The sequence below is a fragment of the Methylobacterium nodulans ORS 2060 genome (genome assembly GCF_000022085.1).
In the GTDB taxonomy this organism is placed as follows: domain Bacteria; phylum Pseudomonadota; class Alphaproteobacteria; order Rhizobiales; family Beijerinckiaceae; genus Methylobacterium; species Methylobacterium nodulans.
In genome coordinates, this window is the sequence record NC_011892.1 from 383,899 (window position 1) to 396,785 (window position 12,887).

The following is a 12,887-nucleotide window of genomic DNA, read 5'->3' on the forward strand; positions in this document are numbered from 1 at the left end:
GCGCGCCCGCGCGCGGCCCATCTGTTGGCGAATTCCGGGGGGTGCTGGGTGTAGGCTGGCCATTCCGCTCAGAGGCCGCCCATGTCGCTCCGGCCGCAACCGCCCCTCCCACCAGTGCCCGAGGACACCGCCCGCGTCGCTCAAACCGCATTCCGGCGCGGCAACCCCTACCTGCTGCTGCGCACCTGCCTCGGCCCCATCTTCGCCGATGCCGCGTTCGCCGACCTCTATCCCACGCGCGGTCAGCCCGCCTACGCACCCTGGCGCCTCGCGCTCGTCACCCTCCTGCAGTTCCGGGAAGGACTGAGCGACCGCCAGGCCGCCGAGGCGGTCTGGGCCCGGATCGACTGGTACAGGAAGTACCTGCTGGGCCTCGATCTGACCGATCCCGGCTTCGACTCCAGCGTCCTGTGCGAGTTCCGCGGCCGGCTGCTGGCCCGCATCCTCGACGCCGCGCGCGACCAAGGCGTGCTCAAGGCGCACGGGCGCCAGCGCACCGACAGCACTCATGTGCTCGCGGCGGTGCGCGACCTCAACCGGATCGAATTGCTGGCCGAGACGCTGCGGGCGGCCCTCAATGCCATCGCGACCGTCGCCCCCGACTGGCTGCGAGGTGTCGCTCCGCCCGATTGGCACGAGCGCTACGATCACCGGATCGAGGATGCGCGCCTGCCAGAGACCGGCCCCAAGCGCGAGGCGTACGTGCTCCAGGTCGGGGCGGACGGCTACCATCTGCTCGACGCGCCGGATGGCGCGAGCGCGCCGCCGCTCGCCGCCACCTTGCCCGCCGTCGCCGTGCTGCGCCGGGTGTGGGCGCGGCACTTCATGCGCGCGGGGGACGACCCGGACATCGGCGCCGGCGTGCGGCTGGTCCCCGTACAGGGGCCGGGCCCCGGTGATCGGGTCGAGACGCCCTACGACAGCGACGCCCGGTTCCGGGCCAAGTCCGGAACGGACTGGACCGGCTCCACGGTCCACCTGACCGAGACCTGCGATCCCGACCTGCCCCGGCTGGTCGTTCGGCCGGGCCATGCACGTCCTCGCGACCCGCCGCCGGATCGCCGCGGCCCGCCCGGACTGGCCCTTCGCGCGCGAGGGCTGGTCGGCCCTGTTCGGAGCCTCAGGCGGCGATCCCGATGAAACGGGAGCACCGCTCGGGAGCCCATCGACGGAGACGCCGCGCCGCGGTGACGCCACCGATGCGCAACCCTGGGCTAGGCCGCGCTTTGGGCCTGATCCGGTCGAGGCCGACGAGGACGACGAGACCGTTAGATCGCATGACGAGGACGAGCTCTGGACAGCGGACGAGGCCAGCGATCCGGCCTTTGCCGACATCGACCGGCTGCTCGCCCGCAGCCGGCGCACCCTCGCCGAGTTCAACGACCTGACCACGGATGAGAGTATGACGGACGAAGAACTGATAGGCAGCACCAATTCGTCTACCATCACGCCTACTGGTACAATGGCAACCATCCGGGACGACAGAGGTCCCTCAACAAAGCCGCGAGCGCGCTGGCACAGCAGCTCACTGCCCGCGGCTTTCGCCCTGCGGATTACACTCAGGCACCGAATGAAAGCCCAACGCCGCCAGAGTCTCTATGAGCCGAGAAGAAGGACCAATGAGATGGTCAACTCTCGCCCCGTAGAGCAAGGGATAGCCGACCGCCCGGACCGCGGGTAGCGTCCCGCCATGTCCGACTCAGGCACCCTCAATACCCCCTCCCCCACCGCTCTCGTATGGAGCCGCGGGATGGTGCTCCTGTCGCTCGCTCTCCTGTCGCCTCAATGAAGCGTGTGAGGATTGCCCGCCCGTCGCTCATCGAGCTCAGCCTGAATGTAGGCGAGTATCTTCAGCGACGAGGCAAGCTCAGTGGCGGCCTCGCGCGACAGCCCTGTCTGCTCCCGCCCGTTGACGCGGGCCGGCTCGCCCGTGTGTGCGCAATAGACGCCCCAGCCTTTACGCGCCTTGCGCACGGTGAATCGGCGAATGCACATGACATTCTCCCCATTTTGCCTTCTTCTTGGCTTGATACACGCCCACATCTGAGGTAGGTCGCCGTCAGGGAAGAGCTCCGGCTGCCCCCGATAGGTCGAGGTCGCCGGACACGTCGAGGCCGAAGCCGCGCACCGTCTCGCCTCCGCCGACCTCTGCGCGGGCCACACCCACTCCGAGATCGAGCGCATCGCAACTGCGACGAGGACCTGGAAGCAGAGGGCCTAATCGAAGGGCTTGGGCGCTGGCGGCGTGCGCGGGGCGCAATAGCGTCAGAACCCAATCAGCTTGGCTATGAAGGGGCCACTAGGGGTGAGAAGCCCCTCTACGCCTTCGCCTGCAATGACCGGGGCTGACCCGTTCCAGACATTCGCAGCGTGTGTCGCGAACGTCCGGTTGCGAGCGTTTTCCGGACATTTGAATTCCTGACAGGGTTTCCGCGCGCAGACTGCCCCTGGCTGGACGGTAGGGCGAGCTTATGCCGGAATAACCTTCCAACTGTCATGTCTCCAGTTTCCCGTCGATCCGGCGGGGTACCTTGAGCGGGTCAGTGGCCTTGAGGGTGTCCGGCAGGAGTGCGTCGGGCAGATCCTGATAGCTCACCGGCCGCAGGAAGCGCGTGATGGCGAGACTGCCGACCGAAGTCGAACGCCCGTCCGAGGTCGCCGGGAATGGGCCGCCATGCCGGTCGGCGTGCAATGGGCGAGGCCGTCGGCCTGCGCCATGTCGGCGGCGAGGTCGGTCGAGGCCCGGGCGCGTCCCGCGCCGAAGCGTCCGCACAGCCCCTCGGCGACCTGCTCCGCCCGGGTGGGATCCACGTCCGCGATGGCGAGATCCTGAACGCCGAGCGTCAGCAGCGCGTGCGCGACCGCGGCCCCGGCCCCGCCCGCTCCGAGCTGGACGACGCGGCCGAGCGCGGCGCCCGGCAGGTTGCGCCGGAAGCTCTCGGCGAAGCCCCACCAGTCGGTGTTGTGGCCGACCCGCCTGCCCTCCCGCAGCACCACCGTGTTGACAGCCCCGAGGGCCGCCGCGTCGGGCGAGAGCGCGTCGAGATGGGGGATCACCGCCTGCTTGCAGGGATGCGTGATGTTGAGGCCGGCAAAGCCCATGCGCTCGGCGGCGGTGAGCAGCTCCGACAGCGCCTCCGGGCCGAGGCCGAGCCGCTCCAGATCGATCGTCTGATAGAGGACGCGCAGGCCCTGGGCGTCGCCCTCGTGCTCGTGCATCGGGGGAGTGCGGGAGGCCTGGATGCCGGTGCCAATGAGGCCGAGGAGGATGCGGGACGGAGCGCTCACGGCCGCCCTCCCGTCAGCGTGGCCCGGCACGGCCGGACGGTTCTCGACCCTTGATGCGTCATGGTGACCTCGGCGTTTCCTCGAATCGGGCGGCTCGCCCCTTGCTTGTTCTCGTTGCTTGTCCTCGAAATTAACGAACTGGTACGTTCACGTCAATCCCGTCCCGGAACGCCGGAGCCGCCCGCCCTCTCGTCACGTCCGGATCGTGCAGGACCGTCGTGCCGGAGAAGGCCGCTGTGGGGCGACTTGTCGAGCGTCCACCACAGACTGGCTGTGCAAGCAGCCCCTTCTCGCCGAGCGTGCGCAGCACCGCCGGCAAGCCGCCGGCATAGTAGAAGTCTTCCATCAGAAAGCGTCCGGACGGCATCAGGTCGACGAGGCAGTGCACATCTCGTCCAAGGCAGTCGAAATCGTCCAGGGTGAGTTCGACACCCACACGGCCCGCAATGGCGAGCAGATGCACCACCGCGTTGGTCGATCCGCCGATCGCAGCCAACGTGCGGATGGCGTTCTCGAACGCAGACCGCGTCAGGATTTTCGACAACACCAGATCCTCCTCGACCATGGCGACGATGCGCCGTCCGGCCATGCGGGCGAGGTTGTTGCGTCGCGCATCGACCGCGGGGATCGCGGCATTGCCCGGCAGCCCGACACCGAGCGCCTCGACCATCGACGCCATGCTGGACGCGGTGCCCATGGTCATGCAGCGGCCGCTGGAGCGGTTCATGGCGCTTTCGGCTTCGTGGAATTCCTCGAGCGTGATCTCGCCGGCGCGCAATTGCTCGCTCATGGAGATGATGTTGGTGCCCGAGCCGATGGCGCGGCCTTGGTACACGCCGCGCAATTGCGGACCGCCCGAGACGCCGATGGTCGGAAGATCGGCGCTGGCAGCCCCCATCAACAAAGACGGCGTGGTCTTGTCGCAGCCCATCAACAGCACGACCCCGTCGAGCGGATGGGCTCGGATGCCCTCCTCGACGTCCATAGACGCGAGGTTGCGGAACAGCATCGCGGTCGGCCGCATCGTGACTTCCCCCAGTGAGGAGACGGGAAACTCGAGAGGAAAGCCGCCGGCATCGAGCACGCCGAGCCGGACGTGCTCGGCGATGGTGCGGAAATGTGCGTTGCAGGGACTGAGCTCGGACCAGGTATTGCAGATGCCGATCACCGGTCGGCCGTCGAACTGATCCTGTGGCGCCCCGCTGTTCTTCAGGAACGAGCGATAATAGAAACCCATCTTGTCCTGCCGGCCGAACCAGGCCTGGCTGCGAAGAGTGCGCTTCGATGTCATCTTGAGATTTCCATGAGCTTCAAGTGGCGATGCCGTTGCGGCGTTCGAGTTCGAGGATCAGGCCGCTGTGATCGAGATCCCCCGCGTTGGTAAGCAGGCCGCGAAACAGATCGGCGGTCAGCGCCGTGTATGGCACCGCGGCGACGTCCAGCGCGCCCGCCGCGTCGAGAGCGTTGTCGAGGTCCTTCAGATGAGTCACCGAGCGTCCGCGGGTGGCGAAATCCCGCTCGATCATGCGCTGGGCGTGCAAGTCGAGGATCCGGCTCTCGGCAAAGCCCCCGCGCAGAGCCTCGCGCACCTTGATCGGATCGGCGCCGCCCTGCCGTGCCAGCAGCAACGCCTCGGCCACCGCCCCAATGGTGACGCCGACGATGATCTGGTTGGCGAGCTTGGCAAACTGGCCGGCGCCCGCCGGCCCAACATGCACCGGTCGGCCCATAGCGCGCAGCACCGGCTCGACGAGCGCAAAGACCGCGGCATCGCCGCCGGCCATGATTGCGAGCGTGCCCTGCTCGGCGCCAACCGTGCCGCCGGAGACCGGGGCGTCGACATACGCGACGCCGCGTGCGGCCAGCCGGTGCGCATGGTCGATCGCCTCGGCTGGTTTGATCGAACTCATATCGACGACGACGGACCCCGGCGCCAATGCCTCGGCGGCTCCCTTCGCAAACAGCACGTCGGCGACGATTGGACCGTTCTCCAGCATGATGACGGTGACTTCAGCGCCGCGCACTGCCTCCGCCGGAGTCGAAGCCACTTGCGCGCCGAGCGGCGCGAGCGCCTCGGCCTTGGCCGGCGACCTGTTCCAGGCGGTGACGGCAAAGCCGGCCTTCAGCAGGTTGCGGGCCTGGGGCCCTCCCATCAGGCCGATGCCGAGGAAAGCGACGGACGGGCTCGTCGTTGTCATGATGGATCTCGCAAATTTGGATCATGGACGCAGCACCGGCGGATCTTCGCCGGTGCGGCGAATTTACGGCGCAGCGCCGCCAGCGCGGGCCAGAGCGCCATCAGTACGGCCAGCGCCATCAGCGTCGCCACGAGACCGTTCGACCAGAAGATCGAGACCGAACCGTGCCACATGATCAGCGACTGCCGGAGCGCATCCTCGGCCTTGTCGCCCAGCACCATGGCGAGCACCAGTGGCGCGATCGGGTAGTCGAGCTTCTTGAGCAGATAGCCGAACGTTGCATCGGCCACCGTATTTCCCTCGTCATACCTCCACGCCCGGTGTCAGGCGACCGCCGCAGCAGCCTGGCGCCGGGCGCCCATCCTTGCGGCCAGAAGCAGCGCAGCGCGCAGCGCGCCGGGATCGGCAATCCCCTTGCCGGCGATGTCGTAGGCGGAGCCGTGCGCCGCAGTGAGCAGGGGAAACGGAAAACCAGCGAGTAAGGTTATGCCCCGATCGAAGCCGATCAGCTTCATCGCGACCTGTCCCTGGTCGTGATACATCGTCAGCACTGCGTCGAATTCGCCCTTGCGCGCACGCACGAAGACGGTGTCCGGCGGCAGCGGTCCATGGCAGAGGATGCCTCCCGCCTGTCCCGCCGCGATGGCAGGGCCGATCACGTCGATCTCCTCGCGGCCAAAGTTGCCGCTGTCTCCCGCATGGGGATTGAGGCCGGCCACGGCGATGCGCGGCGCCTTATAGCCGCCCTCGCGCATCGCCTGGTCGGTCAGCCGCAGCGCGCGCAGCACGTTGTCGAACGTGATCAGCGACGCCACCGCGGAGATCGGCACATGCGAGGTCACCCGAGCGTTCCACAGTTCCGGGAGGATGTTGAACTCGCTGGCGGTCCCCTGAAAGCCGAGCATTTTGGACACGAACACGATCTCGTCCTCGTAGGCCGGGTGGGCGAGGCGCATGGACGCCTTGTTGAACGGACTGAAGGCGACGGCATCGGCCTCGCCGCGCGCGCCGAGCGCGATGGCATGCTTGAAATTCGCCAGCACACTGCGCCCAGCCGGCTCGGACAGGGTGCCGACTGAGATGTCCGCCGGATCGAGATTGCACAGGTCGACGAAGATCGGGCGCGCCGAGTTCTGCGGAATCGGCTCGCCCGGCGCGACATAGCGCAGATCGAGTTCGACGCCCGCGACGGCGGCGCCGCGCTCGATCACGCAGCGGTCCCCAATCGTCACGATCTGCGCCGCCGACGTCACCGTGGAATCCACCAACATACGCGCCGTCAGCTCCGGCGCGATTCCCGCCGGACAGCCGACCGCAAACGCGATCAGTGGCCTATGCGATGCGGCTGTGTCAGTCGTGGTCATGGCGAGATACTTCCTTTCTTTCAACTCTTGTTTCAGCTCTTGGCCCGATCGCTTCGAGGCGAACCGTGGCGCATCATTGGGCCGCCACGGCGCGAGGTTGGGCGCCGGTCCGATAAATTTCGCGGGCGGTATCGCAGAACAGACGTCGCTGGTGCTCGATCGAATAGCGCGACACGATCTGCTTGAAACCGGACCAGATGGTGTCGAACGTGCCGCAGAGGCTGTCGACCGGGAAATTGCTGGCGAACATCGTGCGCGCCGGCCCGAACAGGGCGATGATCTCCTCGACGATCCAGCCGTTGTCCGCCACGGTCCACGGGCGGCCGGGCTGGCCGATGCCGGAGATCTTAACCCGCACATTGGGTTCTTCGGCGAAGGCCGCCATCGCCCGATGCCAGCCCTTCAGTCCGTCGGCGCTACGGTCCGATGGCAGGCCTGCATGGTTGAGAACGATCGTCGTGCGCGGAAAATCGCGCGCAAGTCGCACTGCTTCGTGCAGATTCCACCATGGCGTCTGCAGATCAAAATGCAGGCTGTGACCTTCCAGCAGAGCATAGCCACGCCGCCAGGCGTCATCGGACATCAGCGTGCGCTGTTGGCCAACCCGATCGGGACTCGCCGGACCGCCCGGCTTGTGGCGCACGCTGCGTACCAGCGGGAACGCCGCCTGCGCCGCGAGCACCGGCTGCACGTCGGAGCGGTCGAGCCAAGCCTGGGCGACGATGGCATTGGGCAGACCGTAGCGCTCGGCAAGCGAGCTCGCATAGCGCGTCTCGTCGATCGGCCCCGACGGATCCCACTCGGTCTCGACATAGACCGTCTCGCGGATGTCGTGCCCCGCGGCGTCGGCGAGATAGTCGTTCGGCAGATAGCGCCGCTTGATCGCGGAATAGTCGCCGTAGCGGAACGGGATCCTCGCCTCGGGCCGCAGCCAGGGATGCGGATTGATCAGCGGATCCCAGAAATGCTGGTGGGCGTCGACGACCGGACCGGTCCAGAGCGTGTCCCGTTCCATCAGCGCGCCTCGGCCGGCTTGAAGTCGATCAGCAGCGAGCCCGCCACATAGAGCGCGGCGCAGGCGGCGAAGAAATACAGCACCATCAGGTAGGCGCCGGTCGCCTGCAGGATCAGCCCCGTGATGATGGGAATGGCGATGCCGCTGGCGCTGCCGGCGAAATTCATTGCGCCGCCGACGACGCCGACCCTGTCCTTCGGCGCCAGGATCGCCGGCAGGCTCCAATACAGGCTGCCGAAGTAGAGTAGGAACAGCGTCGCCGACAACAGCGCCACCGCGGCGACTGGATCTGCGACCTGCGGCAGGACGAGGAAGGCCAGCATCACACCAAGGCCGGTCAGCCCCAGCGCCCATTTGTACACCACGCCGCGGGATAAGCCGCGCGCCAGCAGCCGGTCCACCAGGAAGCCGCTGGTCAGCGAGCCGACCATGCCGGCGAGGAAGATCACGAAGGTCGCTCCGCCCATCTGCTTCAGGTCGAAGCCGCGAGCCTGGGCGAGATAGCTCGGCCCCCAGGTCAAGAGGCCGAAATTAATCATGGCCCAGCTCATCCGGCCGACGAGGATCGCAGCGAAGGAACCCGCGGCGATGCCGCGCGGCCCTGCCGTGACCACACCCGTCGCCGGCCCGGCGGTTGCCTGGATCGCCGCAAGTTCGCCAGCATTTACGCCGGGATGATCGGTCGGGTCGTCGCGCAGATACCACCAGGCCAGTACGCCAAGCAGCATGGTGACGAGGCCGGCGACGACGAAAGCCGTGCGCCAGGAGCCGAGCGAAAGAATGAGCCAGGCGATGATCACGCCACCGAAGGCCGCGCCGAGCGGCGCGCCACTGTCGACGAGCACCGCGCCGCGGGCGCGCTCCTTTGGCGATAGCCAGATCGAGTTGAGCTTGGCGCCCGCCGGGAACAGCGGTGCTTCGGCGGCGCCAAGCCCGATGCGGCTGGCGAGCAGCGAAACTCCGCCGGTGGCGAGGCCGGCAACGGCCTGGAAAAAGCCCCAGCCGACGGTGGCACCGGCGATCAGAGCGCGCGGACCGAAGCGGTCGATCAGCCAGCCGCCCGGAATCTGTAGCAGCGCATAGCTCCAGAAGAAGGCGCTGAGCACAAGCCCTTGCATCGCCGGCTCGATCGCGAATTCCTTGGCGATGGTCGGCATAGCGATCGAGAGCGTCACCCGGTCAATCAAGTTAATCACGACGAGCACGAAGATGATGCCGAAGATACGCCAGCGCACCGTGCTGGCCACGGGTGTCGCGATGCCGTCGCTGGCGAGGTCGGAATGGGTTTGGTCCAATCCCGTCATGGCGTTTCCCCTTTTGTCCTGTCGCGGTCCGAGCGGACCGGATTCCGGCATCGGGAGCGCCGCCGTTCAGGTCGCCGGATCCGACGACGGAGAGACGTGTCGTCCCCGCGGCTGGCGATGCATGCCGCCAACCGGTGTTTGGGGAGCACCATAAGGAAGTGTTGTATTCCTGAATAATCGCAATATATGATATGGTGATCTCGTTTTTGGCATCACATGCGTGGGGCGATGACGTTGGCTGCTCTCGATGACATCGATCGCGACTTCGGCGAGGGCGTTGCCATGCTCCGACGCCTGAAGAGCCGTCAATTGCTGCTGCTGATCGCGCTGAGCGAAGCGAGAAGCCTGCGCAAGGCTGCGGCGGCGCTGAACATGACGCAGCCGACCGCGACCAAGCTGCTGCAGAATCTGGAGAACAATGTCGGGTTGGCGCTGTTCGAGCGCGGCCGGCGCGGCATGCAGCCGACCATCTATGGCGAGGTCATCATCCGCCACGCCCGTCTGGTGCTGGCGGATCTAAATCGAACGCGGCTCGAATTGCAGTCGCTGTCCTCGGGCGGGACCGGTCGGATCCGGATAGGCGCCGTCATCAGCGCGATCCCGGTGCTGCTGGCGCGGGCGGTGGCCCGGCTCAAGCAACAACATTCCGGACTCTCGGTCACCATTGACGTCGGCACCAGCGATGCGCTGGTGCCGGCGCTCGCGAAAGGCGAACTCGACGTTCTGCTCGCGCGTCCGCTGGTGCTCGCCGACCGGCCGGAATTCAACTACGAGGAGCTGACTGAGGAACCGATTCAGATCGTCGCGCGTGCCGGCCATGCCCTCGCAGCCTCTGAACGATTGAGGTTGGGCGATCTCGCCGGATCCGCCTGGACACTGCTGCCGCCGGGCACGCCGATGCGGAAGGTGCTTGAGCCCATCTTCGCACAAATTGGACCAGGCGAACCGCGCAACGTAGTTGAGACGTCATCTATCATGACAATGATAGCTCTCCTGCAGGAGAGCGAGATGCTCGCGGTGATGCCGGCCGACGTCACAAACTTCAATACCCGGCACGGTCTTCTGTGTAGATTGCCTATCAGCTTGCCGCCCATCATGGGCTCTTACGGAATAGTTACTCGACGCGACCGCCCGCTCTCTCCCAGCACAACGACATTTCTGCAGCACCTCAAAGCAACGATGCAGAGATTTGATTGATCCGAAATGAATCCGACCCGCGCGGCACTCCGAAGGCAAAGGCAAGCTCTTTTTGCTGAGTGAGGGTTTTGGAAAAAGCGAGTGAAACCAAGTTTTTGGCGAAACTCGACAGAAACACGAAAATCGCTTTCGAGATCGCGTAAGCATCACGGAAGCAAAGCGAAAAGAGGTTCTAGAGAACGAACGGCGGCAGTCGGCAAGGCTTTGGCCCACTCCGAGTTAGCGGATTCGATTGTCTGGTTTCGGGATTGATCCTGCTCGATCTCGGACACTATCTGAACGTCGATGCACCCGTAGCTCAGCTGGATAGAGCGCCACCTCCGGGCTTGTCACGTTGGGCGGTGCCCTGGCTTGCGGCAGCCGATCCTACGCCGTAGTCGGTGGGAATGAGCACATCCTCCTACGCTGGCTACCGCTTCCCACCCGATATCATTCAGCGTGCGGTCTGGCTGTATCTCCGATTCACGCTCAGCTAGCGCGATGTCGAGGAACTCCTCGCCGAGCGCGGCATCACCGTCGCCTACGAGAGTATCCGGCGTTGGGTGCTCAGCTTCGGTCCCGCTATCGCGCGGCGGCTGCGCGCCTCTCGCCCGAAGCCACACGGCCGCTGGCACCTGGATGAAATGTTCGTGCGGATCGCCGGCCGACAGATGTACCTGTGGCGAGCCGTGGACGCGGAAGGCGAGGTGCTGGACGTGCTGGTCCAGCCCAAACGGGACAGGCGCGCGGCTCAGAAGCTGATGCGTAAGCTGCTGAAGAAGCAAGGCATGGCGCCCGACGCGTGGGTCACGGACAAGTGCCCGTCCTACGGAGCCGCGCTTCGTGAGATGAAGCTGAGCCGAGTGGAGCACGTCCAGCGAAAACGAGCTAACAACCGGGCGGAGAGCTCGCACGTGCCGGTGCGACGACGAGAGCGAAAGCGGCAGGGCTTCAAGTCACCCTGCTCAGCCCAACGGTTCTTGTCGATGCACGCGGCCACCTACAACGTCTTCACAGTTCCTCGCCATCTCGTCTCAGCTCCCACGCACCGGCTCTTCCGAGCCGAGGCATTCGCGACCTGGCGCACCGCGGCTGGCGTGGCGGCCTGAAAGGCGCCAGCGCAGGTTTCCTCGCGACCGCGTCCAACAACGTGACAAGCCCCAGGCGAGAAGGAATGCAGCTCAGGTCAGCCGTGGATCGTTCCGTCAGTACAGCCGGTTGATGTCTGCGCAAGGTGTCCGGGAGGAGGCAGTGGCGGTCACGCGAGAACAAGGTGCGGTTTCGCCCTCGCCGGCCAACGCGTGTGCCGATGAGCGCGACGAGCGCGAAGCCCGTGAAGCCGTCGCAGCCGGCGAGGCAGTCCCTCACGGGGTCCGCTCGGTTGGAATCCTGGTGCTCAGTCTGCTGGCGGTCGTCTACACGCTCTACCTTGGTCGAGAGCTTATCCTCCCCACTGTCCTCGCGCTCGTCCTGAAGCTTTTACTCGGGCCCGTCATGCGGATCCTGCATGAACGGCTTCGTCTGCCCAACTCACTCGCTGCGGCGTTGCTGATCCTAGTGGTGTTCGGCGCGATTGCAGGTGTCGGCTTCACCATCTCTATCCCGGCATCGGTGTGGATCCAACGAGCCCCTGAAAGCCTGTCGCTTCTGAAGGAGAAGCTGGCCGTCCTGCACCATCCTCTCGATCTGCTGCAGCAGGGCCTGCATGCCATTGAGAATCTTACCGGGACCATAGGGCAGGAGGGGCAGAACCAAACCATCACTACACGGCCGGCTTCCGGTCTGGCTGGCTATCTGGCGACAGGCACTGCTACGATCCTGGTGCGCTTCTTCACAACCATGATCTTGCTCTTCTTCCTTCTTGCCTCAGGCGATCGCCTGTTGCGCGGCTTTATTGAGGTCCTCCCGAGCTTCTCCAACAAGCGTCAGGCCGTCGAGATTGCCCATGAAATTGGGACCAACATCTCGGGCTACCTGCTCACCATCACGATGATGAATACCCTGGTGGGCGTGGCTACGGGGCTTGCCATGTGGGCCTGCGGCCTCGGCACACCGCTTCTATGGGGAGCAACTGCCTTCCTCCTGAACTACATCCCGATCCTTGGGCCTCTGGCAGGTCTCGTCATCTTCTTCGTCGCAGGAGTGCTCAGCCTCGATTGGCCCTGGTACGCGCTCATGCCGGTGGGTCTATATTTGTTGATCCATATCGCCGAGGGTGAGACGATCACCCCCATGCTCCTGGCCAAGCGCTTCACACTCAACCCTGTTTTGGTGATCGTCTCACTTTTCTTCTGGCACATGCTCTGGGGCGTGCCCGGCGCTCTGCTTGCTGTGCCGCTTTTGGCTATGCTGAAGATCGTGGCCGACCGCGTCGAGCCGCTCAAGCCTGTCGGTCACATCATTGGCTCCTAACATCTATGACCTAACCGTCTGGTTTGGTCTTGGCTGCCCTTCTCGATCAGCCCAGCCCAAAAGCTGATCGGTTAGGTCAATGCTAACAAGCAGGACGATCCTCTTCGCCGGCAGCACCTGCTGACTACCA

The 12,887-nt window shown here is 65.6% G+C and carries 7 protein-coding genes and 6 pseudogenes; 4 read left to right on the forward strand and 9 right to left on the reverse strand.

The genetic code is table 11. The features are described 5' to 3' along the window. Positions 1-81: 81 nt before the first annotated feature. Positions 82-1,024: pseudogene (locus tag MNOD_RS38025) on the forward strand (transposase); the annotation flags it as partial. A 758-nt stretch (positions 1,025-1,782) separates the two neighbouring features. Here MNOD_RS38025 and MNOD_RS38035 read toward each other — a convergent pair. The 9 genes and pseudogenes from MNOD_RS38035 to MNOD_RS38070 form a co-directional block, all read right to left on the reverse strand. After that, entirely contained in the window at positions 1,783-1,995 is a 213-nt protein-coding gene (locus MNOD_RS38035; RefSeq protein ID WP_015934254.1) for a hypothetical protein, read from the reverse strand. Positions 1,996-2,494: 499 nt separating this feature from the next. Continuing rightward, a pseudogene (locus tag MNOD_RS49700) lies at positions 2,495-2,749 on the reverse strand (aldehyde dehydrogenase (NADP(+))); the annotation flags it as partial. Beyond that, positions 2,632-3,288: pseudogene (locus tag MNOD_RS38040) on the reverse strand (shikimate dehydrogenase); the annotation flags it as partial. The pseudogenes MNOD_RS49700 and MNOD_RS38040, both read right to left, overlap by 118 nt. A 277-nt stretch (positions 3,289-3,565) precedes the next feature. Then, positions 3,566-4,579: pseudogene (locus MNOD_RS38045) on the reverse strand (dihydroxy-acid dehydratase); the annotation flags it as partial. A gap of 19 nt (positions 4,580-4,598) precedes the next feature. Then, positions 4,599-5,486, reverse strand: coding sequence for an NAD(P)-dependent oxidoreductase (locus MNOD_RS38050; protein ID WP_015934256.1), 888 nt, complete (start codon positions 5,484-5,486; stop codon positions 4,599-4,601). Next, positions 5,483-5,776 (reverse strand): annotated as a pseudogene (locus tag MNOD_RS38055) (hypothetical protein); the annotation flags it as partial. The pseudogene MNOD_RS38055 and the gene MNOD_RS38050, both read right to left, overlap by 4 nt. A gap of 33 nt (positions 5,777-5,809) precedes the next feature. Beyond that, on the reverse strand, positions 5,810-6,850 hold the full coding sequence (locus tag MNOD_RS38060) for a 4-hydroxythreonine-4-phosphate dehydrogenase PdxA (protein WP_015934257.1): 1,041 nt from the start codon (positions 6,848-6,850) through the stop codon (positions 5,810-5,812). Positions 6,851-6,923: 73 nt separating this feature from the next. Further along, complete coding sequence (locus tag MNOD_RS38065; protein WP_015934258.1) at positions 6,924-7,865, reverse strand: amidohydrolase family protein; 942 nt, start codon at positions 7,863-7,865, stop codon at positions 6,924-6,926. Next, complete coding sequence (locus tag MNOD_RS38070) at positions 7,865-9,169, reverse strand: MFS transporter (protein WP_015934259.1); 1,305 nt, start codon at positions 9,167-9,169, stop codon at positions 7,865-7,867. Before MNOD_RS38070 ends, MNOD_RS38065 begins: the two co-directional genes overlap by 1 nt. 234 nt (positions 9,170-9,403) lie before the next feature. Between MNOD_RS38070 and MNOD_RS38075 the strand changes: the two genes are divergently transcribed. The 3 genes and pseudogenes from MNOD_RS38075 (at position 9,404) to MNOD_RS38085 (ending at position 12,757) form a co-directional block, all read left to right on the forward strand. After that, complete coding sequence (locus MNOD_RS38075) at positions 9,404-10,366, forward strand: LysR family transcriptional regulator (RefSeq protein WP_198157688.1); 963 nt, start codon at positions 9,404-9,406, stop codon at positions 10,364-10,366. 386 nt (positions 10,367-10,752) lie between these two features. Beyond that, positions 10,753-11,454 (forward strand): annotated as a pseudogene (locus tag MNOD_RS38080) (IS6 family transposase). Positions 11,455-11,596: 142 nt separating this feature from the next. Next, complete coding sequence (locus tag MNOD_RS38085; RefSeq protein WP_015934261.1) at positions 11,597-12,757, forward strand: AI-2E family transporter; 1,161 nt, start codon at positions 11,597-11,599, stop codon at positions 12,755-12,757. The last annotated feature ends 130 nt before the right edge of the window (positions 12,758-12,887 follow it).

What these genes read in the sequence shown, in the direction of transcription:
- MNOD_RS38035 (WP_015934254.1), bottom strand. Translation starts at nt 1,995, where the DNA reads ATGTGCATTCGCCGATTCACCGTGCGCAAGGCGCGTAAAGGCTGGGGC.
- MNOD_RS38065 (WP_015934258.1), bottom strand. Translation starts at nt 7,865, where the DNA reads ATGGAACGGGACACGCTCTGGACCGGTCCGGTCGTCGACGCCCACCAG.
- MNOD_RS38070 (WP_015934259.1), bottom strand. Translation starts at nt 9,169, where the DNA reads ATGACGGGATTGGACCAAACCCATTCCGACCTCGCCAGCGACGGCATC.
- MNOD_RS38060 (WP_015934257.1), bottom strand. Translation starts at nt 6,850, where the DNA reads ATGACCACGACTGACACAGCCGCATCGCATAGGCCACTGATCGCGTTT.
- MNOD_RS38050 (WP_015934256.1), bottom strand. Translation starts at nt 5,486, where the DNA reads ATGACAACGACGAGCCCGTCCGTCGCTTTCCTCGGCATCGGCCTGATG.